Here is a 21,913-nt window from a genome sequence, read left to right as displayed (position 1 = left end):
GGACGGCACGGGGATCAGGGTGGGAATTCCGGGTACCGCCCGGGATGACCCTGAGGACGACCGATTTCCCTGGTTTCCCCGGTATCACCGGGTGGTCCCGCGCCGCCGCCGTCCGGACGCGCGGACGGGGGCGTGTGCGCGTGGGGGAAGGGGAATCGGTCAGGAGCAGCCGCACTGGCTGAGCGCGGCGGCCAGGCGGTCCAGGCGGGGGCCGACGGCGTCGGGGTGGTTGGCCATGAAGGAGAACAGGAACACGTTGCCCTCCTGGTCGTGGATGGTCCCGGCCAGGGTGCTCACCCCGTTCAGGGTGCCGGTCTTGCCGCGCACCAGTCCCGCGCCCCCGTGCGCGGCCGAGTAGGGGGAGTAGCGCCCCGGCGCGGCCAGGGTGCCCGTGGAGTTGGCCGTGGGCAGGCCGGTGATCGCGGCGTTGAGGTCGGGGCGGTCGCCGCTCGCGGCCAGCCGCAGCAGCTCCACCAGGGCCCGCGATGTGATCCTGTTCTCGGTGCTCAGGCCGCTGTTGTCCGACAGCCGCACGCCCTCCACGCCCAGGCTCTCCATCACCTGGTGGGTGGCCGCCGCGGCGCCGTCGAAGGAGGGCTCCCCGCCCAGCCCGATCGCGGTGACCCGTCCCAGCGCCTCGGCCATGTTGTTGTCGCTGGCCAGCATCATGTGCTCGACCAGCGCCGACATGGGGGGCGAGTCGACGCTGGCGACGGGCTCCCCGGAGGCCTGCTCCTCGGTGGGGGCGCCCTCGACCGTGATCCCCGCCTCCTCCAGCTGTTCGACGAAGGCCTGGGCCGCGAACAGGGGCGGATCCGGCACGCGCGATCCGTAGCCGCTGGCCTCGGGGGAGAACCTCCCGGAGTCGATCATCAGCGCGTGCACCGTGGCGGTGCTGCCCTCGGTGACGTAGGTGGGCTTCCAGCCGGGTGCGGTGTCCGGGCCGGTGAACAGCGAGTCGTCGTAGCCGAGGGAGACGGCGTCGAGGCCTTCCGCGCCCAGGGCCCGCGCCGTGCGCTCGGCCAGCTCCTCCAGCGTCGCTACCTGCGGGTAAGCTGCGGAGTCGGCGGCCGTGGTCAGGGTGACGTCGCCCCCTCCGCGCAGCACCACGCGGTCCTGTCCGGGAACCAGGTAGGCCTCGGTGCTCAGTACGTGGTCGGGTCCGACGGTGTCCAGTACGGCGACGGCCGTGACGATCTTCGTGGTCGAGGCCGGGGTCACGGGGAGGTCCGGGTCCAGCTCGAAGAGCGTCTCGCCGGTGGCGGCGTCCACGACGAAACCGGAGAGGCCCTCCTCGATCCCGGAATCCGACATGGGATCATCGAGGGTGTCCGCGATCCGTTCCGGGTCCGCCGGAGTCGAGGCCGCGGGTTGCGCCGCCGCCACGCCCTCGGCGTCCGTGACCGGGTTGGGCGCCGCGGGAAGGGGACGGGCCCCGATCACGTCGAGGGCGACAAACCCGGCGATCAGCACGAATATGTTGAGCAGGGCCAGCGCGAGGAGCGCCTCGCCTCGTACCCGTCGCACTCGGGGGCACCTGCCCTTCCTTCGGTGTAGCGGCCTGACGTTGTAGTTATACGGCGACATTAGTCGCATTGGGAGCCGAGATCAGCATGGAATTCGACGTTACGATCGAGATCCCCAAGGGGGAGCGCAACAAGTACGAGGTGGACCACGAGACCGGTCGTATCCGTCTCGACCGCATGCTGTTCACCTCCACGACCTACCCCGCCGACTACGGGTTCGTCGAGGGGACCCTCGGCGAGGACGGCGACCCCCTGGACGCCCTCGTCCTGCTCAAGGCCCCGACGTTCCCGGGCTGCCTGATCCGGGCCCGCGCCATCGGCATGTTCCGCATGCGCGACGAGGCGGGGGGCGACGACAAGCTGCTCTGCGTCCCCGCGACGGACCCGCGCCAGGAGCACCTGCGTGACATTCACCACGTGAACGAGTTCGAGCGCCTGGAGATCGAGCACTTCTTCACGGTGTACAAGGACCTGGAGCCCGGCAAGTCCGTGGAGGGCGCCACCTGGGTCGGCCGCCACGAGGCCGAGCAGGAGATCGTGGCCTCGGTCAAGCGCGCCGAGGAGGCGGGCGTGCACGGCGACGCCTCGCACATCTCCGAGGTCAAGGAAAGCTAGTCGGCTCCCGAACACACGTGTTCCCGGCGTCGCCGCGGCGGCCCGGCGGAGGACTCCCGCCGGGCCGCGTCGTGTCCGGGCCCGGCGCGCGTGGCGGCGGTCTCAGCGCTGGCCGCGCGAGGCGACCGCCCCCGGGCCGGGGAAGGGCTCGTGCGCGGAGTCCGTGGTGAGCACGTACCCCGCCAGCGCGATCAGCAGCAGGGCGCACAGCAGTGCCAGGGCGACGGGCAGCAGGGAGGCCAGGCCGCGGGTCAGAATCGGGTCTCTCGGCGGTTTGGGGAAGCCCTCGCGGTCGAAGCGGTCGGCGCGCACGGCCACGTGCGTGCGGTAGCCGTCGAGTTCGGGACCGACCATGCCGTTGAGCACCCGCAGCGGGACCAGCGCGGTGTTCTCCGGCAGCGCCAGCTCTCGCGGCGCGCCGGTCCGCAGGCCGTTGGCCCGGTGGCGGGCGCACTCGGCCTCGGCGAGCGCGTGCAGCCACTCCCCCAGCCGGTCGGCGTCGGCGAGGCGCCCGATGTGCGCGCGGGCGACGATCAGCGTGTCCCTGAGCACCACGTGCGCGGCGTCGCGGTCGCGCAGGACCAGGATGCAGCGCCGGTACAGCTCCGCCCCGTACGCGTCGAGAAGCCTGGCGTAGGCGTCCTCCGGCGGAGTACGGCCGGAGCGCAGGGCGTGGAGGAGATCCCGGTCCGTCATAGACCAAGAATCTACGCCGCGCGCGGCACGGTGCTCACCGCTTTGTCGAAAGAGCGTCCGGCGGCGTGGCGCGTACGGCCCCCGGTGGCGGGGCGACCGAGCTCAGCCCTCCTCCGGGGGGCGGCGCGGGTCCGGCCCTCGGAGGGTCTCCGGCGGCGGTGCGGCGGGCCCTCCGGCTCGGGCGCGCAGCCACAGCAGCACGAAGGTGAGCGCGGTCAGGACGGCGACGAGCAGGGCCTCCCCCGGTCCGAGGAAGCCGAGCGCCATCACCCAGGCGGCCGCGACGACGAGCGCGCGCACCAGCACACGCGCCCACAGTCCCGGTGCCTCGGTGCTCAACTGCGCCTTCCGGGGACGGATGCCATAACGGCCGCTCCTGTCACTACGGCTGGGGGATGGAGCCCTTTCCGGCGGTGGCTGCACGCCGTACTCGGGTTCCACATGTCACCACCACGGAGCGCCGCCCGCAACACGCCCCGGGAACGCCAGGGTGAGCGGAACGACACGCGCGGCCACCGGACCGTCGCTTGACTCCTCCCGGCCTTTACTGGTCTCCTTACACCCATGTATCCGCGCACGCGCACCGACGCCATGGCTCGTACGGCCCCCGGGGCCTCCTGCCACCTGGCCCGTGCGGCGTGTCCGTGTTGTCGTCGCTGAGTCGTCGCCGAGGCGTCCTCGTACGCCGCCGACCGACCGCGTGCCCCTCCGCGCCCCCCACTCCATCGTGGACGCCGGGCGCTGGGCACCTCCCCGCAGGGTGATCTCCGTCTCCGCGTGAACCCGCGGTGCCGCTTCCCCTGCCGCCCCGGCGCACCGGGGCTTCCAGACGACATCCGCGCGCTCCCGTTCCCGGGGCGCGCACACGTGAAGGATCCTCTCACGATGCCCCAGCGCACTCTTTCCCGCACTGCCGTACTCCCCGCTCCCCAGAACGCCGCCGCACCGGCCGCCGAAGCGCCGGTCCCGTCGACCGCGCCGACCGCGTCCGTCTCCTTGGAGGGGATCGGCGACGTGGTGGACGCCGGACGCCGCTCCGGCTACGCCCACCTGGGCGAGCGCCGCATGCCGACCCTCGGCCGCCTGGCGGCCGCCGCACGGGGCGCCGCCGACTCCCTGAGCAGGCCCACGCTGTGGCCGTCCCGGCGGGGGCACTGGCAGCTCGTCCCTCGCGCGGCCCGGCGCCACGCGGGCGGCAGGCTCCGCGTGACCGCGGTGGCGCTCGAACCCAACAGCTTCGTGTCCGGCCCCGCTCCGCGCTCGTCCCGACAGCACGGTATGGAGGTGCTGTACCTGGTCAGCGGGCGCGCGCACCTGATCGCCTCCGCCGCGGACGGGCAGATGCGCTCGGCGTCGGAGCTGTCCGCGGGCCGGGCCCGGGTGGTGGGCTCCACCGAGGGCAGCGGTGGCAGCCACCACCTCGTGAACACCGGTGACGAGGTGGCCGTGGTGGTCCGGGTGACCGCCTGACCAGGAGCCCGGGTACACGAGCTCACTCATCGCCGCCCCGCTCGGTCGCGGCCGCGCGCAGGGCGGCGTCGACCGCCTCGACCGACCTGAGGACGGCGGCCATGCGCCGCCCCTCCGCGAGGTAGGCGTTCATGACCTGGTCGAGGGCGTGCGGGGGCATGTGGTCGCGCAGGTCGACCCTGGCGGTCCGGTAGCCCTCCCGGGCGGCCTCCAGTGCCGAGGAGACGTACTGGCGGGCCAGCCGGGACAGGGCGACCGGATGACGCCGCAGGACGCCGTGCAACCGGTAGTCGGCGGGTACGTGGTCGAACAGCCACACCAGGGCCGTCTGTTCGAAGGAGTCCGCCCCGGGCGGGTGGACGCTCGCGGGCCAGTCCGGCGTCAGCGGCTGATCGGGCATGCCTCCGATCATACCCATTGTTCGAAAACCTGTTCGATGCGACCAGGGGTCAGTCCACGGTGCCGGAGGGTTCGGACGTGCCGCCCTCGGCGGACTCCCGTCTCTCCATCTCCACCCGGATGGCCTGTTCCGCGGCGTCCACGGCGGCACGCGCGGTGATGGCGTTCGTGTGCGCCCGGTCCAGCTCCTCCAGGAGGATGCAGTCGAAGGACACGCGGGCGTCGTGGATGGCTGCTTCGAGTTGACGTGATGCCTCTTCCAGACTCATGCCCCTCTTCCTTCCCCAGAAGTCGGCACTTGCACATCACGTGCCCCAGGCGTCTCCCGCCCTCGGTGGCCGAGGCACGCTTTCCCGGCGGACTGTCCCCGCGCCGTTCTACGATGTTCACGAATCGCCGCTGTTCACGGCAGTGTCGACCATCCGGCCGAGAGGATCCCATGCGCAACCGCTATTCCGGGACATGCACCGACTGCCAGTCCTCCGTCGGCGCCGGCGAGGGTGTCGTCGTCAAGGAGGGCGGCCGGTGGCGCACCTACTGCGCCGAGCACGAGCCGCGCCCCGCCCCTCCCGCCCGGGGCGGCCACCCCGGCTGGCACACCACCCCCCTGCTGGGCTTCGACACCGAGACCTCCTCCCGCGACCCCGACACCGCCTTCCTCGTCTCGGCCGCGCTGGTGGACCGCGAGGGCAAGGCCCGCACCTGGCTGGTGGACCCGGGCCCCCGCGAGATCCCGGCGGACGCCGTCGCCGTCCACGGCATCAGCACGGAGCGGGCCCGGGCCGAGGGCCGCCCCGCCGGGGAGTGCCTGGAGGAGATCGGCCAGGCGCTGGCCGACCAGCTCTCCTCCGGGCAGGGGCTGGTGGTCTTCAACGCACCCTACGACCTCCGGGTGCTCTCCGGGGAGATGCGGCGGCACGGACTGACGCCCCTCGCGGAGCGCCTGAGCGGCCCTCTGGTGCCCGTGGTGGACCCGCTGGTGATCGACCGGGGCGTGGACCCCTACCGCAGGGGCAAGCGCAACCTGGGCGCCATGTGCGAGTACTACGGCGTGGAGCTGACCGACGCCCACACCGCGGCCGCCGACGCCTCGGCGGCGCTGGCCCTGGCCGAGGAGATCGGCGCCAGGCACCCCGACCTCGCCGCCACCAGCCTGGCCGAGCTGCACCAGCGCCAGGTCGACTGGTCCCTGGCCTTCGCCCGCAACCGCCAGGAGTGGCTGGACCGCAGCAAGCCCGGCCACGGGACCGTGGTGGACGGCACCTGGCCCTGACGGGCCGACCCGCGACACTGCCGGTGCGCCCTCCCGGGTGGCGCACGGGGTCGTCCCGTCCGGGCACATGCGCCCGGGAGCCGCAGCGTCGGGGAAACACGCCGTGGCGGGCCTCCCGATGTGTGCGGCCCGGCGCGGAACGGGTAGGTCCCGACCCAACGCGATCCTGGGGGACGACATGGTCTACTTCATCCTGGTGCTTCTGGCGGTATGGCTCATCCTCGCCATCCTGGGCATGGTCATCAAGGGCCTGCTCTGGCTCGCCGTCATCGGCGCCGTCCTGTTCGTGGCCACCGCCGTGTGGGGCTGGTTGCAGAACCGGCAGCGCGCCTGAGAGGCGCGCGGGGCCCGGGCCGCGTGCCGGGCGACGGCCCGGGCCGGGGCGGGTCGGGAAACAGCTCAGACCCGCCCGGTGATCACGGAGGGGGCTCACATCATGGGGGATCTCTTCGCCGAGTAGGCATTGGTCACCCGATTGGACACCTACGCGAAACGCCACCCCGGACCGGGGTGGCGTTTCGGCTGGAGCCGCCTGTCGGAATCGAACCGACGACCTATTCATTACGAGTGAATCGCTCTGCCGACTGAGCTAAGGCGGCGCGCCGCCGCGTGTTCCACGCGGCGATGCGGTCACCATTCTAGCCCCTCGGCGGAGTGCCGGGGACAACCCGAGCCCCCTCACCCGGCCGTCCGCGTCAGGCGCAGGCCATGCCGTCCTCGGGCACGGTGAGGTCGACCAGGTAGGCGTCCACGATCTCGTCGATGCACTGGTCACCCATCCGGTAGCCGGTGTGGCCGTCGCCATCGCGGGTCACCAGGAAGCCCGAGTCGAGCTGCTCCGCGAGCGCCTCGGACCACGCGTACGGGGTGGCCGAGTCCCGGGTGGTGCCCAGCACCATGACGGGGGCGGCGCCCTCCCCGTCCAGCTCGGTGTGCGGGTCGACCGCCTCCTCCGGCCAGTACGCGCAGGGCAGGGCGCCCCACGCCAGGCCGGGGCCGAAGATCGGCGACTCCTCACCGGCCTGGGCCGCGGCCTCGGCGTAGGCCTCCACGTCGCGCGGGCTGGGCGAGTCGGAGCAGTTCACCGCGATGAGCGCGGCCGTGGAGTTGACGTAGGCGCCCGTGTCACCGCGGCTGTAGAGGTCGTCGGCGAGCTGGAGCAGGAGGGTTCCGTCGCCCTCCGTGCCGGCGGTGAGGGCCTCGCGCACGCGCGGCCACCAGTCCTCGGTGTAGAGCGCGGCGAGCACGCCCAGCTCGGCGCGGGCCCGGTTGACCTCGCGGTCGTCCATGCGGTTGGACAGGGGGTTCTCGGCGGTGTCCGCCAGGAAGGCGGTCAGCGCGCCGATGCCGTCGTCCACGCTGTCTCCGGGGCCGCCGAGCGGGCAGTCCGACCGGCCCAGGCAGTCCTCCACGAAGGCCCGCAGCGCGGTCTCGAACCCGGTCGCCTGCTGCACGCTGAGGTCGAGCTGTCCCTGGCTGGGGTCCACGGCGCCGTCGAGCACCAGGGCGCGGACCCGGTCGGGGAACTGCTCGGCGTAGTGGGCGCCGATGCTGGTGCCGTAGGAGGCGCCCAGGTAGGTGAGCTTCTCGTCGCCGAGCAGTGCGCGCAGCAGGTCCATGTCGCGGACGACGTCGGCGGTGCCCACGTGCAGCATCAGTTCGGGGTGGTTGGCCTGGCAGGCCTCGACGAAGCCGCGGCTGTCCTCCTCCAGCTCGGCCAGCTCGGCCTCGGAGACCTCGGACATGTCGCCGTCGCCCTCGACGCTGTCCACCCCGCCGAGGAACTCGTCGACGCCCTCGGCGTCCAGGCAGGTCAGCGGTGAGCTGCGGCCGACGCCGCGCGGGTCGAACCCGACCACGTCGAACCTCTCGCGCACCGTGTCGCTGACCGTGGAGGAGGCGTAGTCCACGAAGTCGTACCCGGAGCCACCGGGCCCGCCGGGGTTGACGAGCAGGGAGCCGAGGACGTCACCGCCCTCGGAGGGGAAGCGCTTGACCGCGATCTCGATGCGCTCGCCGTCCGGGTCCTCGTAGTCGAGGGGCACCTCGTAGGTGGCGCACTCGGTGCCGGGTGCTCCGCTCTCGCACTCGCCCCAGGCCAGCTCCTGGTCGGCGAAGGCCGCCAGGTCCTCCGAGAGCCCGGGCACGACACTCCCCTCCCTCTGCTGGTCGTCCTGCGCCGTGCACGCCGTCACCAGCAGCACGGACCCTGCGAGCACGGCCGCCCACGGTCCCCGAACCCTCGTCGCCAACGGTGTCCCGCCCTCTCGTCACGTCCGACCGCGACCGACGTGTCGTCGGCGCCGACCCATTCTCCACGACCGGCGCGGCCCGCACCGACCCAACGCGCGTTCTCCGTCCCCGGCCGGGCACGGTGTCCCGTTTCCTCCCACCGTCGCGCGGGGTCCGCCGCCCGGGCCCCGGCGCCGCCGCACCGCCCCGCGGCGGGTCTCCGCACGGGGAGACCGCGCCTTCCACGAGATCGTCGGGACGGCGATCCGGGCGGCTGGTCCGTACTCGGGGAGATCGGGGGGGCGAGGCCCCACGGCCCGTGCCCGCGGGGAGACTCCGCCGCAGAGGTAAGCCCCGCGTGCCTGGTGGGTCCGCGGCACGTGACCGCGGGGAGTCTCCCTACCCGGCCAGGAGGGCGGAGGTCATAGCCTCCATCGCGATCTGGGGGTGCACGTTCGCGGCGATGCGCTCACGGCACTCCATGATGGCGTCGATCCTGCGCAGCGTGGACTCCGGGGTGCTGGAGCGGGCGATGCGCTCCAGGTCGCCGGAGCGCTCGGCCGTGGACAGCTCCACCCTCGCGCCCAGCTGGAGGGTGAGCGCGTCCCGGTAGAACGCGACCAGGTCGAGCAGGGCTCGGTCGTAGGAGTCGCGCTTGATCCGGGTGGCGCGGCGCTTCTGCCGCTCCTCCAGGTCCTTCATCGCTCCCGCGGAACCGCGCATCGCCTTGGCCACGCCCTTGCCCGTGGAGCCCTCGCCGAACGCGGCCCGCAGCTCCTCCCTCTCCTTCTCGTCGAGCGCCGTGGTGAGGGCCTTGGACTCCTCCTCCGCGATCTCGTAGAGCCGGGCGGCGGAGGTGACGCACGCGCCGAGTCCGTCGAGCCGGGCGGGGATGGACAGCACCTCCTCCCGGCGTCTGCGCGCCTCGGGATCGGTGGCCAGCTGCCGGGCCCGGTCGATCCGCCCGGAGGCGGCGGCCGCGGCGGCGCGGGCGGTCTCGGCGTCGATCCCGTCGCGCTGGACGAGGGCGTCCACCAACTCCCGGGTACCGGGTGTGGCCAGGGTGACCATGCGACAGCGGGAGCGGATGGTGACGAGGAGGTCGTCGGGGGTGGGAGTGCACAGCAGCCACACGGTGCGCGGCGAGGGCTCCTCCACCGCCTTGAGCAGGGCGTTGGAGGCGGCCTCGGTGGCGCGGTCGGCGTCCTCGAACAGCACGATCCGGAACCGCCCGCCGGAGGGCTTGGAGCCCGCGCGCAGCACGAGGTCGCGGGTGGCCGCCACGCCGAAGCTCAGCCCGCTGGGCCGCACGTACAGCATGTCGGGGTGGGTCCCGGTGAGGGTCTGGTGGCAGGAGGCGCAGTGCCCGCAGCCGCCGTCCGGACACTGGAGGGCGGCTGCGAAGGCCCGGGCGGCCTCCGAGCGGCCCGAACCGGGCGGCCCGGTGAACAGCCAGGCGTGGGTCATCCCCGTGCCCCGTCCGCCGGAGACGAGGTCGGCGGCCCCGGCGACGGCCCGCTGGAGCTGGCCCACCGTGGACCGCTGGCCGATGAGGTCGTCGAAGACCGTCATGCTTCCCTCCCACCGCTGGTGTCCGGTCTTCAGGATAGGAGTCGGCGCCGACGTCCGGGCCGTTGTCCACAGGCCGGTCTTCCCCGCCCGCGCGCCCCTCCCCGCCCGCACCCCGCCCGCACCCCGTCGCGCTCCGGTCGCTGTTCTCAGTCATGACCCATGCGCCTCCCCCGTCGCACAGCCGCCCACCCACCTCCCCGAGGAGTGCCCCGATCGGCGCGGACGCCAGAGGGACGGTCGGGTTGTCGCAGGTCAGCCAGGTGTCCGCATGAGGCCAGGAAGTGTATTCCCCCGAACTCCGCGGGCCTCCCGGAGATCCTCTTCCATGTGACCGGCGACACGGTCGCACGCGGAGGACACCACGGAGGGAAAACACATGTCGAGCACGCACGAGAAGAACACGCCGACGGCCGCCGGATGGCCCGAGCTGACGGAGGGGCAGCGGGACTGGAGGGTCGCCGTCGTCAGCTTCCTGCTCCACGACCTCGGTTACTACGGCCGTGAGGAGGTCGGCGACGAGTTCGACTGCGGCCTGGTCGAGGTGGTCGTCGCCTACCAGCGCGCCAGGAGTCTGGAGCGCAACGGCAGGGTCGACGCCGCCACCTGGAAGCAGCTGACCCGCGACCTCGGCGTCGTGCGCCAGGGCGACGGAGGAACCAGGGTCAAGGCCGTCCAGGAGGCGCTGATCTCCGGCCACGGCCACGACCTCGTCCTGGACGGGATCTTCGGCCCGGCGACCCTGGCCGCTGTCCGGGCCTTCCAGAAGGGTGCCGGGATCACCATCGACGGCGAGGTCGGCCCGGTCACCTTCGAGGAGCTGATCACCCCCGACGCCTGAGCCGGGGCCGGGGCCGCTCGGCCCGGACGCCGGGAACACGAACGAGGGCTCCCTCCCGCGAGCGCGGGGAGGGAGCCCTCCACGTGTGCCGGACGGCCCGGTCGCCGCCGATCCGGTCGTCCGGTCCTCAGCCCTGTCCGACCTCGTCGTTCCTGATCACCGGAATCATGCCGGTGACGGCCTCGGAGCTGCTCGGGACCGGGTCGGGCAGCAGGGAACGCACCCGGCGCTGGATCTCGCGGGTGGTCCTGTCCTGCGGCTCGCGGGCGTCGAGCACCAGGTAGCGCTCCGGCGCGGCCCGGGCCAGCTCCAGGAAGCCCCGGCGGACCCGGTCGTGGAACTCCGCCGACTCGCCCTCGATCCGGTCGGCCGGACCGCCCAGGCGGGACAGGCCGTCCTCGGGCCGCACGTCGAGCAGCACCGTCAGGTCCGGGACCAGGCCCTGGGTGGCCCAGTCGCTGATGCGGCGGATCTCGTCCGGGGACAGGTCGCGGCCCGAACCCTGGTAGGCCAGCAGGGAGTCCACGTAGCGGTCGCTGATGACGACCGCGCCGCGCCGCAGCGCGGGCAGGATCTCCTGCTGGACGTGGTCGGCCTTGTCGGCCGCGTAGAGCAGCACCTCGGCGCGCGGGGTGATGTGCGAGTTCTCCCGGTCCAGGAGCAGGCCGCGCAGGCGCATGCCGAGCTTGGTCGCGCCCGGCTGGCGTGTGCCGACCACCTCGAACCCCTGGTCGCGCAGCCACACCGTCAGCTCGCGCACCTGGGTGGACTTGCCCGCGCCCTCGCCGCCCTCGACGACGATGAACGCGCCCGCGGGCTTGGACTCCTCGTCCTCCTCCGGCGCGATCGCGACGCCGCGCAGCGCCGCGAACAGCTCCGGGAGCAGGCCGGGACCGGCCTCGGGGTCGTCCCGGCGGTTCATCTGCCGGTAGCAGACCAGCGCCACGACCAGGGCGAGCAGACCGGAGACCATGAGGACGACGCCGCTGCCGCGTAGGTCGTAGGTCAGGGGGCCGACCGGGATCTCGTAGCTGCCGATGAGCCCGGCGGCCAGCGGCGCGAGCACCGCGGCGCCGGCCAGGGCGATGCGGGCGGCGCCGTGCAGGAAGGCGAAGGCGCTGTCCCGGTGCTCGTCCTCCACCTCGCGGTCGAACACGGCCAGGCCGATCACCCAGGCGATGCCCGCGCCCACGCCGAGCAGCGCGGTGAGCACGGCGGTGAGCACCATGTCGGCGACGGCCCCGGCGAACAGCAGGGCCAGCCCGGCGAGGGCGATGCTCAGGCCGAACAGGCGGCTGCGGCTGAACTGCTTGAGGACTCGCGGCCCGGCGAGCATGCCCAGGGCCATGCCCGCGAAGACCGCAGCGAAGACCACGCCGAAACCGGCGTTGCCCGCGCCCAGGCCCTCGACGTGCACGCGGCCGACGCCGATGACCGCTCCTCCGGCGGCGAGGACGCCGAGCATGCCCAGGACCAGGCCGCGCACGCGCGGCGTGCCGCCCGTGTGGCGCCGACCGGTCGCCACCGCGCGCAGGATGCCGCTGTCGCGGGTGTCGCTCTCGGCGTCCTTGGAGGGCTTGTGCCTGGGGATCGGCAGCCCGGCGACGACGATCGCCGCGACGACGAAGGTGAGGCCGTTGAGGTAGAGGGCGACGTCGGCCTCGGGGCTGGCCATGGAGGGCAGGAGCGCGCCGAGCACGTTGCTCACCGAGGCGAGCGCGGCGAACAGCAGGGCGGCCACGGGCGCGGTGCCATAGGTGGTGAGCAGGCTCAGCCGGTTGGCCTGCCCCAGCAGCTTGCGGGGCACCAGGTTGGGGATCGTGGCGTCCTTGGCCGGGGCCCAGAACAGGGCGACGACCTCGGCCAGGAGGGTGGCGATGAGCAGCCACTCCAGGGCGAAGCCGGGAAAGAGGAGGCCCACGAGGGGGATGGAGACGTACAGCAGGGCGCGCAGGACGTCGCCGACCACCATCGTCCACTTGCGGTCGAGGCGGTCGGCGACCGCCCCGGCCAGGGGGCTGAGCAGGATCGACGGGGCGAGCTTGATCGCCACGACGCCGCTGACGGCCAGGTACTGGACGAGCTGGGATCCGCCGGCGGTGAAGACGGTCGCCAGGGACACCAGTGCCAGCAGGCTGAGCCAGTCGCCCAGGCTGGAGAGGGAGAGAGAGATCCACAGCCTTCGGAAGGGTGTGATCGCAAGAACGTTGCGCGCCTCGGCCGGCGCTCCCAGGGATGCAGATCTGCTCATAGCGCTCAAGATTATCGGTGAGGGGGAGAGGGAACGACGGATCACGGGTCCGCCTCAGATTCGGTGGATACCTCCGGGGATCGCGCACGTTTCTGCGCCCCCGTCAGTCCTGCCAAGCGTAGTACGGAAGGCTGCTCCCGCACAGGGGTGAGAGTGCGCCCACCCGGGGTGAACACGGAGAAGAGTACCCACCCGGCCACCCCCGTCGGGAGGTGTCCGGGTGAGCCTACGCGTACGGGGGTCCGGGAGACGAATTCCGGCCCGTCACCCACCGCCCGCGCCCTACTCCCCGCGCCGCACGCCCCCACGTCCTACTTCCCGCGCCTCACGCCCGTGCCCTGCTCCCCCGGGTTCTCACTCCTCGGGGGCGGGGTCGGAGGCGCCGGCCCTCCTGGCCGGGGACTTCTTGGCGGCCGTCGTGGAGGTGGACGCCTTCTTGGCCGTCGTGCCCGTCTTCTTGGCGGGGGCCTTCTTCGCGGCGGGCTTCTTGGCCACGGGCTTCTTCTTGGCGGGCGCCTTGGCCCGGCGCTCGGCCAGCAGTTCGGCGGCCCGCTGGTCGGTGATCGACTCCACCTCGTCGCCCTTGCGCAGGGAGGCGTTGACCTCCCCGTCGGTGACGTAGGGGCCGAACCGGCCGTCCTTGATCACCATCTTGGCGCCCGAGGCCGGGTCCTCCCCCAGCTCGCGCAGCGGCGGGGCGGCGGCGCGGCGGCCGCGCTGCTTGGGCTGGGCGAACAGCGCCGCGGCCTGCTCCAGGGTGACCGTGAACATCTGCTCCTCGGTCTCCAGGGAGCGGCTGTCGGTGCCCTTCTTGATGTAGGGGCCGAAGCGGCCGTTCTGCGCGGTGACGTCCTCGCCGTCGATCTGGCCGACCACGCGCGGCAGCGACAGCAGGCGCAGCGCGTCCTCCAGGGTGACGGTGTCCAGGCTCATCGACTTGAGCAGCGAGCTGGTGCGCGGCTTGACCTTGGCTCTGGCCCTGGTCTTCTTGCCCTCCTCGGCCTCCTGCGGCTCCTCGACCACCTCGGTGACGTAGGGGCCGAACCGCCCGGTCTTGGCCACGACGACGCGGCCGGTCTCGGGGTCGGTGCCCAGCTCGCGGTCGCCGCTGGGCTGGGCGAACAGCTCCTCGGCCTTGTCCTTGGTCAGCTCGTCCGGCGCCAGGTCCTCGGGCACGTTCACCCGCACGCCGTCCCGGTCCAGGTAGGGACCGTAGCGCCCCACCCGCAGCACGATGTCGGTGCCGGGCAGCGGCAGGGAGCTGATCTCCTTGGGGTCGATGTCGGAGAGGTTGTCGCTGACCAGTTCCTTGAGCCCGGTCTCCCGCTGGCCCTCGGTGTCCTCGCCGCCGAAGTAGAAGCGGCGCAGCCACGGCAGGCTCTCGGCCTCGCCCCGGGCGATGTCGTCGAGCACGTCCTCCAGGCGCGCGGTGAACTCGTAGTCCACCAGGCTGCCGAAGTGGCGCTCCAGCAGCTGCACCACGGCGAAGGCCAGGAAGGACGGCACCAGCGCCGTGCCCTTCTTGAACACGTAGCCGCGGTCCAGGATGGTGCCGATGATCGAGGCGTAGGTGGAGGGGCGGCCGATCTCGCGCTCCTCCAGCTCCTTGACCAGGGTGGCCTCGGTGTAGCGCGCGGGCGGCCTGGTGCTGTGCCCCTCGGCCTCCAGGTTCTGGGCCTTGAGCGGGTCGCCCTCGGACATCGCGGGCAGGCGGCGCTCGCGGTCGTCCAGGTCGGCGGCCGGGTCGTCGGATCCCTCCACGTAGGCCTTGAGGAACCCGTGGAAGGTGATGATCTTGCCGGTCGCGCTGAACTCGGCGACCTCGCCGTCGGAGGAGGTGCCCTCGATGCGCACGGTGACGGACTCGCCGACCGCGTCCTTCATCTGTGAGGCGACGGTGCGCTTCCAGACCAGCTCGTAGAGCCGGAACTCGGGACCGGACAGGCCGGTCTGGGCAGGCGTGCGGAAGGTGTCGCCGGACGGGCGGATCGCCTCGTGCGCCTCCTGGGCGTTCTTGACCTTCTTGGCGTACACACGCGGCTTGTCGGGCAGGTAGTCGCCGCCGTAGAGGCTGCGCACCTGGGAGCGGGCGGCCTTGACCGCGCTCTCCGACAGCGTGGTGCTGTCGGTGCGCATGTAGGTGATGTAGCCGTTCTCGTACAGCCGCTGGGCGACCTGCATGGTCTGCTTGGCCGACAGGCCGAGCTTGCGGGACGCCTCCTGCTGGAGGGTGGTGGTGCGGAACGGCGCGTAGGGCGAGCGGCGGTAGGGCTTGCGCTCCACCGCCGAGACCGAGAACCCGGCGCCGGCCAGGCGCTCGGCGAGGCCGCGCGCCGCGGCCTCGTCCAACTGGCGGACGGGGCGGTCCGAGCGCAGCGTGCCCTGCGGGGTGAAGTCGCGGCCCGCGGCGACGCGGGTGCCGTCCACGGAGACGAGGGCGGCGGGGAAGGTGGCGGGGCCTTCGGCGACACCGGCCTCGGTGGCGTCGAACAGGGCCTTGAGGTCCCAGTACTCGGCGGAGGTGAACGCCATGCGCTCGCGTTCGCGCTCGACCACCAGCCGGGTGGCCACGGACTGCACGCGGCCCGCCGAGAGCTTGGGCATGACCTTCTTCCACAGCACGGGGGAGACCTCGTAGCCGTAGAGGCGGTCCAGGATGCGCCGGGTCTCCTGTGCGTTGACCAGGCGGGTGTTGAGGTCGCGGGTGTTGAGGGCCGCGCGCTGGATGGCGTCCTTGGTGATCTCGTTGAACACCATGCGGCGGACGGGGATGCGGGGCTTGAGCTCCTCCAGCAGGTGCCAGGCGATCGCCTCGCCCTCGCGGTCCTCATCCGTGGCGAGGAGGAGTTCGTCGGCGTCGGCCATGAGCTCCTTGAGCTTCTTGACGTGCGCCTTCTTGTCGGTGTTGACCACGTAGAGCGGCTCGAAGTCGCCGTCGACGTCCACCCCGAGCCGCGCCCAGGCCTGCCCCTTGTACTTGGCGGGGATCTCGGCGGCCTTGTTGGGCATGTCGCGGATGTGGCCGATGCTGGACTCCACGACGTAGCCGCGCCCCAGATAACCGGCGATGGTCTTCGCCTTGGCCGGTGACTCGACGATGACGAGGGCGGTGCCCGCCCCCTGTCGTCCGCTGTCCTTCGAGCCGTTCTTGCCGGCGCTGCCCTTCGTGGGTGGCACGCTCTTCCCCTACGTCTAGCCCTACGTGATCTTTCCGGCCGCGGTCTGTCGGAAGCCCCTGGGAACCGACAGTAACCGAAACTCCAGGCGCTCCCCCCGTCGGTGGACGGGAGGGACTCCACCCTCCGTGGGTGAGGGTCCCGTCGCTCTGGGTGGACACCCGGCCCACGCCCACCGGCACCCGCAGAATAAGCGCTTCCCGAACCGGTACCGGTCCGTAGCGTACGTGAGCCGCCCCGGCAACGTGGGCCGGTTGGCCATCACTGCCTCTGACGAGCACCCATAACGACTCCCGCGAGTGACTTCGGTCACACTTGGTGGTGACCGAGTGTCTGCTTTCCCCAGAATGCGGCGAGTCCTCCCGGATATTCCCGGGAGGACTCGGCTCACGTCACGGGCTGACGGCCAGCTCCTCCGCGCTCCCGCAGTCCACCGCGTTCCTCACGGAACGGGAGTGCGGAGGCGGGTCGTCGTGGCCCGTCGACGCGTACGGCACTCAAGGTGCCGGTCCGGGATCGCGCTCCGTGTCCGACGCCGCCCTGTGGGATACGGCACCCCGCAGTCCACCGCGTTCCTCACGGAACGGGACGCCGTACTCCCTCAGACCCGCGCGGCCGCGGGCACGATCCCCTGTTCTGTCGTTACAGGCCCACGCCCGCTGCGCCGAGCAGCTCGTTGACCGGGTCGGCCACGCCCACGGGGGCGGACTCGGGCAGCTCGTCGGCGTGCTCGGGAGCGTGCTGCTCCACGGCCTGACGGGCGGTCTCGCTCACCTCGTAGTTGACGGGCAGCATGTCCGAGACCGGAACCTCGGGCAGCTCCTCCACCAGGGGCAGGGAGCCCAGGGCGCTGGGCTGGGCCTCGGGGGCGCTCTGGTGCACGACCGCGGCGCCGTCGTCGGTGCTGCTGGCGCCGGCCAGGCTCGCGACCGCCGCGATGGCGTTGCCGGAGACGTTGACCGGGACCTCGCCGTCCGCGACCAGCTGGTTGCCGCCGACCGCGGAGCCGTTGCCCGACGTGACGACGTGCTCCTCCTCCTCCAGCACCAGGGCGCCGGTGTCGGTGGAGGCCGCGCCGGCCACGCCGCCGACCGCGCCGATGGCGTTGCCCGCGACGTTGACCGGCACGTCCAGGTCGACCACGGCCTGGTTGCCGCCCACCAGCGAGCCGTTGCCCGAGGTCGCGACGGACTGGTGCTCGCGCGGGGCCGACTGGTGCTCACGGGGCGCCGACTGGCGCAGCACGCCCGTGTCCACGCCGGAGGTGTCCGGCAACGGCAGGATGGTGGCGTTCTTGGCGGCCTCGTTCACCAGGTCCATGGCCGTGTACTCGGCGGGCGCGGAGTGGTGCTCGCGGTGCCCGTGGCCGTGGCCTTCGTGCACCAGGGCGCCGGTGTCGGTGGCCGCGGCGCCGGCCACGCCGCCGACCGCGCTGATCGCGTTGCCCGCGACGTTGACCGGCACGTCCAGGTCGACCACGGCCTGGTTGCCGCCCAGCAGCGAGCCGTTGCCGCTCGTGGCGGCGTCGGGGCCGTGGTGGTGGTGACGGTGGCCGTGGTGGTGCTCGACCACCGCGGCGCCCGTGTCGGTCGTGCTGGCGCCGGCGATCCCGGCCACGGCGGCGATGGCGTTGCCCGAGACGTTCACGGGGATCTCGCCGTCCACGACCAGCTGGTTGCCGCCGACCGCGGAGCCGTTGCCCGACGTGGCCGCGTCGGGGCCGTGCTGGTGGTCGACCACGGCCGCGCCGGTGTCGGTGCTGCTGGCGCCGGCCGTGCCCAGGACGGCGCCGACCGCGTTGCCGGAGACGTTCACGGGGATGTCCCCGTTCACGACCGCCTGGTTGCCGCCCAGCAGGGAGCCGTTGCCGCTCGTGGCGGCCTCACTGTCCGCGAAGGCCACGCCGCTGCCCAGCGCGACGAAGCCCGCCGTCAGGAGCACCGACTTCGCGGATGTGCTGACCCACTTACGCATGTGGGAGGTCCTTTCAAACATGTCGATGAGAAGGTGTGTGCTCGGGCCACAGGCCGTTCCACGCCCCTGGGTGGGGTGCGGGCCTTCGGCCAAGGCCGGGGATCGTCCGGTCCGCCTCGCACCTGGGAGATGCGTGCGACCGGTGCTGGGAGAGTGCGCCGCGGTCCCGCTCCGCTGGTTGCGGCCGGACGCGCGCACCCCGTCCATCAGCCCCGCCCCGGAGGGCGGCGGCTGACGTGAACCCCGCGCACATGGCCTTGGCCGGTGCTACGGGACTCGCGTCAGCCCCCGGGCCGCGAACGGCCCGGGAGGCCGGGGTCAGGCGCGGGCGCGGCGCCTGCCGAACAGGAGCAGTCCGGCGCCCGCGGCGATCGCGGCGGCGGCGCTGGCGAGCAGACCGCTCAGGGCGCTGCCGTCGGTGCCGGTCTGGGCGAGCTCCGGGCCGGGGGCCGGGGGCTCCTCGTCCGTGACGGGCGGGGAGACGGGCTCCTCCGGCGTACCGCCACCGCCGCCGTTGTCACCGCCGTTACCGCCACCGCCACCGTGGTCGCCACCGCCGTTGCCGCCGCCGTGGCCACCGTCGCCGTAGCCGTCGTCGTGGCCACCGCCGTCGTGACCGCCGCCGTCGTGACCGCCGTCGTGGCCACCGTCGCCGTAGCCGTCGTCGTGGCCACCGTCGTCGTGGCCGCCGCCGTCACCGGGCTCCTCCCCGTAGCCGGGCTTCCCCGGCTTCTCGGGGTTCTCGGGCTCCTCCGGGGTCTCCTTCTCAGGCTCGTCGGGGGTCTCGGGCTTCTCCGGCTTCTCGGGCGTCCAGGTGGAGCTGTCGTCCTCCACCACGGCCCCACTGTCGGTGCACTGGGCACCCGCGAGGCCGAGGACGGCGATCGCGTTACCGCAGGCGTTGACGGGGACGTCCAGGTCGGCCACGATCTGGTTACCGCCGAGGATGGAGCCGTTACCGCTGGTCGTGGTGTCCGCGTAGGCGACTCCGGCACCGGCGGCGGTGAAGAACCCCGCGGCCACCAGTGCGGCGATACGGGCGTGCGTGTCGTAGGTCATCGCGTGTCCTTTGGTCAACGAGAAAGATCGGCCAGCTGCTCGTGGACCGCGGACGGAGAGCTTCGTGCTCCGGAAAGCCGGGGAGAAGGCACGCCCGCCGGAGTCGGCGAGGCGGCTGCGCGCAGAGGAGCGCACGGACCGGCCGCGGTCGTGGAAGACGCGGCTAGTCGGGAGCGAAGGAGGGGTCGTCCGCGGCGTCGCGGACGACCAGGGTGGGGTCGCCGGGAAGGGCGACCCGCTGGGCCCGGGGAGCCAGGTGGTCGGCTCGGGCCGTCAGGAACCCGGCGGCACCGGGCGCGGGGAAGGACGGAGCCGCGGCGCCGGTGGCGTCCGCTCCGGCCTGGTGGTACCCGCCGCCCGCGATGAGGCGGATGCGCTCACCGGGGTCGTCGTCGGTCGGCGCCCGGTCGGCGCCCTCGTCGGCGACCCGGTGCCAGACGGACGGGTCCACGGGAGCGTGGACGGCCGTCACCGCACCGGTGCGGTCCCCGTCGCGTTCGGCGTCGGAACCGTCGTCCTCGTCGGACGCGGAGCGCTTGGGCGCGGACGCGCTCGGGGAGAGTTCGTCGGCGCCGCCGAGGACGGGCAGGCCGAGCGGCGCCGCGGTGCCCGCGGAGCCGCCGATCCGGTCCTGGACGGCCCGGGTGGACTCGGCGAGCCCCTCGGAGACCGTGCCCACGAGGCTGCTGTCACGCAGCGAGCGGTCGGTGGACTCCACCATGTCGTGGCCCGTGCGGGCGAGGCCCCCGACGAGGTCGCCCGCGCCGCGCGCGGTCTCGTCGACGGCCCGGGTGGTGTCCTCGACCGCCCTGTTGGCGGCGGATCCGGTCCTGGTCCGCTCCAGGGCCGCGGTCACGCCGGTCCCGTGCAGGGTGTCGGCGGGAAGAGCGGCCGTCTGGGGCACCACGGTGTCGGTGAGCGACTCCGTGGCCGACGCGGCTCGGACCGTGGCGTCGGAGAGGCGGGCGCCGCGGATCTCCTCGGCGGCGGCCTGTCCTGTGCGTCCGGCCTCGTCGCCGACCTCCAGCACGCGGTCGACCAGGCCACCGGACTCGGGGGCGGTCTCGCCGTGGGCGACACCGATCCCCCCGGCCAGCCATGCGACGGCGACGATGCCGGACAGGAGCAGCAGCCGGGCGCAGGGGCTCAGGGCGATGCGGGCAGCGCGACTGGAGACCAGCCACTCCTTGCCCGCGAGCACCATGGATGCCCCCCGTTTCGCTGCTACTGGACGGTCCCGTGCGGTGGTCCCGCCACGGTCACACGTCGGTGCCGTTCCGCGTCCGCGAAGGCGGACGGGGAGCCGAGCACCGTCGAACTCACAGCAACACTAACATCACGTTCGGTGACGGGAGGCCGGATTGCGAACCGCGCCGAAAAAGTTCTCGGCGCGGTCCGGCTGAGGGGACGACGCAAAGCGCCCGGGGTCAGCTCAACCCGACGAAACGGTCCAGGACGCGGACCCCGAACCGGAGGCCCTCGACCGGGACGCGCTCGTCCACCCCGTGGAACATGCCCGCGAAGTCCAGTTCCGGGGGCAGCTGGAGGGGGGCGAAACCGTAGTTGCGCACCCCGAGGCGGGAGAAGCTCTTGGCGTCCGTCCCCCCGGAGAGGCAGTAGGGGACGGCCTTGGCACCGGGGTCCTCGGCCAGCAGGGACTCCGACATGGCGCTGACCAGACCGCCGTCGAAGGAGGTCTCCACGGCGGGCAGGTGGTGGATGAACTCGCGGCTGACCTTGGGACCCAGCAGCCGGTCGATCTCGGCGAAGTACGCGTCCTCGGTGCCCGGCAGGAAGCGGCCGTCCACCTGGGCGGTGGCCTCGCCCGGAATGACGTTGGCCTTGTAGCCGCCGCCCAGGACCGTGGGGTTGAGGGTGTTGCGCAGGGTGGCGCCGATCATCCGCGCGATGGGGCCCAGGCGGGCGACCGTGGCGTCGACGTCCCGCTCGTCGAAGGGGATGCCGAACTCCTCGCAGATCTCCTCCAGGAAGGTCCGCACGGTCGGGGTGAGCTGCACGGGGAACCGGTGCTCGCCCAGCCTGGCGACGGCCGTCGCCAACTCGGTGACGGCGTTGTCGGTGTTGACCATCGAACCGTGCCCGGCAGTACCACGCGCGGTCAGCTTCATCCAGGCGATGCCCTTCTCGGCCGTCTCGATGAGGTAGAGGCGCCGGTTCTCCTTCACCGTGAACGAGAAGCCGCCGACCTCGCTGATCGCCGAGTCGCAGTCGGCGAACAGTTCGGGGTGCTCGGCGACGAGGTACTGGGCGCCCCAGGTGCCCCCGGCCTCCTCGTCGGCGAGGAAGGCCAGCACGATGTCGCGCGGGGGGCGGCGGCCCTCGCGCAGGCGCTGGCGCAGCATCGCCAGGACCATCGCGTTCATGTCCTTCATGTCGACCGCGCCGCGGCCCCACACGCAGTCGTCGGCGATCTCGCCCGCGAAGGGGTGGTGGGTCCAGTCCTCCGGGGCCGCCGGGACGACGTCGAGGTGGCCGTGGATGAGCAGCGGGGGACGGCTGGAGTCCTCCCCCGTGATCCGGGCCACGACGTTGCTGCGCCCCGGGTGCTTCTCGTAGATCCTCGACTCGACGCCGACCTCGTCGAGCTTGGCCGCCACGTACTCGGCCGCCTTGCGCTCCCCGGGACCCGAGTGGTCGCCGTAGTTGGAGGTGTCGAACTCGATGAGCTCCCGGCACAGGTCGACCACCTCGACCTCGGCCGCGCTCAGTTCCCTGCCTGGCTCCGCCATCTGACGCTCCCGTCCAGCCGCACCTTGTCGCCCTACTGTTCCACCGACCCTGCCATGTCTTCCACCGGCGGAAAACATGGTC

Annotated in this window: 18 protein-coding genes and 1 tRNA gene; 5 read left to right on the top strand and 14 right to left on the bottom strand. The window is 72.8% G+C overall.

Annotation, left to right across the window (positions count from 1 at the left end):
* Positions 1 to 159: 159 nt before the first annotated feature.
* Positions 160 to 1,527, bottom strand: coding sequence for a D-alanyl-D-alanine carboxypeptidase/D-alanyl-D-alanine endopeptidase (gene dacB, locus ACSIH6_RS22910; protein ID WP_435110369.1), 1,368 nt, complete (start codon positions 1,525 to 1,527; stop codon positions 160 to 162).
* Between the two features lie 86 nt (positions 1,528 to 1,613).
* Between dacB and ACSIH6_RS22905 the strand changes: the two genes are divergently transcribed.
* Positions 1,614 to 2,141, top strand: a complete 528-nt coding sequence (locus ACSIH6_RS22905; protein WP_013155954.1) for an inorganic diphosphatase — start codon at positions 1,614 to 1,616, stop codon at positions 2,139 to 2,141.
* 102 nt (positions 2,142 to 2,243) lie between these two features.
* Here the strand turns inward: ACSIH6_RS22905 and ACSIH6_RS22900 are convergent, their stop codons facing one another.
* Positions 2,244 to 2,837 carry an RNA polymerase sigma factor gene (locus ACSIH6_RS22900; protein ID WP_435110368.1) on the bottom strand — a complete coding sequence of 198 codons (594 nt, stop codon included), beginning with the start codon at positions 2,835 to 2,837 and terminating at the stop codon, positions 2,244 to 2,246.
* 102 nt (positions 2,838 to 2,939) lie between these two features.
* Entirely contained in the window at positions 2,940 to 3,176 is a 237-nt protein-coding gene (locus tag ACSIH6_RS22895; protein ID WP_435110367.1) for a hypothetical protein, read from the bottom strand.
* Positions 3,177 to 3,722: 546 nt separating this feature from the next.
* Here ACSIH6_RS22895 and ACSIH6_RS22890 point away from each other — a divergent pair.
* Positions 3,723 to 4,307: a hypothetical protein gene (locus ACSIH6_RS22890; protein ID WP_435110366.1), complete on the top strand. Its 585-nt coding sequence runs from the start codon at positions 3,723 to 3,725 to the stop codon at positions 4,305 to 4,307.
* Positions 4,308 to 4,329: 22 nt separating this feature from the next.
* Here the strand turns inward: ACSIH6_RS22890 and ACSIH6_RS22885 are convergent, their stop codons facing one another.
* Together ACSIH6_RS22885 and ACSIH6_RS22880 are read right to left on the bottom strand one after the other, a co-directional pair.
* Complete coding sequence (locus ACSIH6_RS22885; protein WP_435110384.1) at positions 4,330 to 4,719, bottom strand: hypothetical protein; 390 nt, start codon at positions 4,717 to 4,719, stop codon at positions 4,330 to 4,332.
* 37 nt (positions 4,720 to 4,756) lie between these two features.
* A complete protein-coding gene (locus ACSIH6_RS22880; protein WP_435110365.1) occupies positions 4,757 to 4,975 on the bottom strand; it encodes a hypothetical protein in 219 nt (72 codons plus the stop codon).
* Between the two features lie 170 nt (positions 4,976 to 5,145).
* Here ACSIH6_RS22880 and ACSIH6_RS22875 point away from each other — a divergent pair, with 170 nt between their 5' ends.
* Both ACSIH6_RS22875 and ACSIH6_RS22870 read left to right on the top strand, forming a co-directional pair.
* Complete coding sequence (locus tag ACSIH6_RS22875; protein WP_435110364.1) at positions 5,146 to 5,979, top strand: exonuclease domain-containing protein; 834 nt, start codon at positions 5,146 to 5,148, stop codon at positions 5,977 to 5,979.
* A 178-nt stretch (positions 5,980 to 6,157) separates the two neighbouring features.
* Positions 6,158 to 6,313, top strand: a complete 156-nt coding sequence (locus ACSIH6_RS22870; RefSeq protein WP_435110363.1) for a hypothetical protein — start codon at positions 6,158 to 6,160, stop codon at positions 6,311 to 6,313.
* A gap of 189 nt (positions 6,314 to 6,502) precedes the next feature.
* On the opposite strand, the gene ACSIH6_RS22865 is transcribed toward ACSIH6_RS22870, so the two are convergent.
* From ACSIH6_RS22865 to ACSIH6_RS22855, 3 genes are all read right to left on the bottom strand, one after another.
* Positions 6,503 to 6,578, bottom strand: a tRNA-Thr gene (locus tag ACSIH6_RS22865).
* 96 nt (positions 6,579 to 6,674) lie between these two features.
* On the bottom strand, positions 6,675 to 8,198 hold the full coding sequence (locus ACSIH6_RS22860) for an alpha/beta hydrolase (RefSeq protein WP_435110362.1): 1,524 nt from the start codon (positions 8,196 to 8,198) through the stop codon (positions 6,675 to 6,677).
* A 412-nt stretch (positions 8,199 to 8,610) separates the two neighbouring features.
* Entirely contained in the window at positions 8,611 to 9,783 is a 1,173-nt protein-coding gene (locus tag ACSIH6_RS22855; protein ID WP_435110361.1) for a DNA polymerase III subunit delta', read from the bottom strand.
* Positions 9,784 to 10,159: 376 nt separating this feature from the next.
* Between ACSIH6_RS22855 and ACSIH6_RS22850 the strand changes: the two genes are divergently transcribed.
* Entirely contained in the window at positions 10,160 to 10,621 is a 462-nt protein-coding gene (locus ACSIH6_RS22850) for a peptidoglycan-binding domain-containing protein (RefSeq protein ID WP_435110360.1), read from the top strand.
* Positions 10,622 to 10,748: 127 nt separating this feature from the next.
* Here the strand turns inward: ACSIH6_RS22850 and tmk are convergent, their stop codons facing one another.
* From tmk to ACSIH6_RS22820, 6 genes are all read right to left on the bottom strand, one after another.
* Positions 10,749 to 12,872: a dTMP kinase gene (gene tmk / locus ACSIH6_RS22845; RefSeq protein WP_435110359.1), complete on the bottom strand. Its 2,124-nt coding sequence runs from the start codon at positions 12,870 to 12,872 to the stop codon at positions 10,749 to 10,751.
* Positions 12,873 to 13,226: 354 nt separating this feature from the next.
* Positions 13,227 to 16,049: a type I DNA topoisomerase gene (topA, locus tag ACSIH6_RS22840; RefSeq protein ID WP_435110358.1), complete on the bottom strand. Its 2,823-nt coding sequence runs from the start codon at positions 16,047 to 16,049 to the stop codon at positions 13,227 to 13,229.
* Between the two features lie 641 nt (positions 16,050 to 16,690).
* Complete coding sequence (locus tag ACSIH6_RS22835) at positions 16,691 to 18,022, bottom strand: hypothetical protein (protein ID WP_435110357.1); 1,332 nt, start codon at positions 18,020 to 18,022, stop codon at positions 16,691 to 16,693.
* 318 nt (positions 18,023 to 18,340) lie between these two features.
* Positions 18,341 to 19,081: a chaplin family protein gene (locus ACSIH6_RS22830; protein WP_435110356.1), complete on the bottom strand. Its 741-nt coding sequence runs from the start codon at positions 19,079 to 19,081 to the stop codon at positions 18,341 to 18,343.
* A gap of 163 nt (positions 19,082 to 19,244) precedes the next feature.
* The gene (locus ACSIH6_RS22825; RefSeq protein WP_435110355.1) at positions 19,245 to 20,285 is read right to left on the bottom strand and encodes a hypothetical protein; all 1,041 of its coding nucleotides are present in this window, start codon (positions 20,283 to 20,285) and stop codon (positions 19,245 to 19,247) included.
* A 223-nt stretch (positions 20,286 to 20,508) separates the two neighbouring features.
* Positions 20,509 to 21,831 (bottom strand): M20/M25/M40 family metallo-hydrolase, encoded by a 1,323-nt coding sequence (locus ACSIH6_RS22820; protein WP_435110354.1) that lies wholly within the window; start codon positions 21,829 to 21,831, stop codon positions 20,509 to 20,511.
* Between the last annotated feature and the right edge of the window lie 82 nt (positions 21,832 to 21,913).

The sequence above is a fragment of the Nocardiopsis synnemataformans genome, assembly GCF_965343085.1.
GTDB classification, from domain to species: Bacteria; Actinomycetota; Actinomycetes; order Streptosporangiales; family Streptosporangiaceae; genus Nocardiopsis; species Nocardiopsis alborubida.
This window is presented reverse-complemented; position numbering and strand designations above follow the sequence as displayed.

What these genes read in the sequence shown, in the direction of transcription:
- ACSIH6_RS22905 (WP_013155954.1), top strand. Translation starts at nt 1,614, where the DNA reads ATGGAATTCGACGTTACGATCGAGATCCCCAAGGGGGAGCGCAACAAG.
- ACSIH6_RS22900 (WP_435110368.1), bottom strand. Translation starts at nt 2,837, where the DNA reads ATGACGGACCGGGATCTCCTCCACGCCCTGCGCTCCGGCCGTACTCCG.
- ACSIH6_RS22890 (WP_435110366.1), top strand. Translation starts at nt 3,723, where the DNA reads ATGCCCCAGCGCACTCTTTCCCGCACTGCCGTACTCCCCGCTCCCCAG.
- ACSIH6_RS22885 (WP_435110384.1), bottom strand. Translation starts at nt 4,719, where the DNA reads ATGATCGGAGGCATGCCCGATCAGCCGCTGACGCCGGACTGGCCCGCG.
- ACSIH6_RS22880 (WP_435110365.1), bottom strand. Translation starts at nt 4,975, where the DNA reads ATGAGTCTGGAAGAGGCATCACGTCAACTCGAAGCAGCCATCCACGAC.
- ACSIH6_RS22875 (WP_435110364.1), top strand. Translation starts at nt 5,146, where the DNA reads ATGCGCAACCGCTATTCCGGGACATGCACCGACTGCCAGTCCTCCGTC.
- ACSIH6_RS22870 (WP_435110363.1), top strand. Translation starts at nt 6,158, where the DNA reads ATGGTCTACTTCATCCTGGTGCTTCTGGCGGTATGGCTCATCCTCGCC.
- ACSIH6_RS22855 (WP_435110361.1), bottom strand. Translation starts at nt 9,783, where the DNA reads ATGACGGTCTTCGACGACCTCATCGGCCAGCGGTCCACGGTGGGCCAG.
- ACSIH6_RS22850 (WP_435110360.1), top strand. Translation starts at nt 10,160, where the DNA reads ATGTCGAGCACGCACGAGAAGAACACGCCGACGGCCGCCGGATGGCCC.
- tmk (WP_435110359.1), bottom strand. Translation starts at nt 12,872, where the DNA reads ATGAGCAGATCTGCATCCCTGGGAGCGCCGGCCGAGGCGCGCAACGTT.
- ACSIH6_RS22835 (WP_435110357.1), bottom strand. Translation starts at nt 18,022, where the DNA reads ATGCGTAAGTGGGTCAGCACATCCGCGAAGTCGGTGCTCCTGACGGCG.
- ACSIH6_RS22830 (WP_435110356.1), bottom strand. Translation starts at nt 19,081, where the DNA reads ATGACCTACGACACGCACGCCCGTATCGCCGCACTGGTGGCCGCGGGG.
- ACSIH6_RS22825 (WP_435110355.1), bottom strand. Translation starts at nt 20,285, where the DNA reads ATGGTGCTCGCGGGCAAGGAGTGGCTGGTCTCCAGTCGCGCTGCCCGC.
- ACSIH6_RS22820 (WP_435110354.1), bottom strand. Translation starts at nt 21,831, where the DNA reads ATGGCGGAGCCAGGCAGGGAACTGAGCGCGGCCGAGGTCGAGGTGGTC.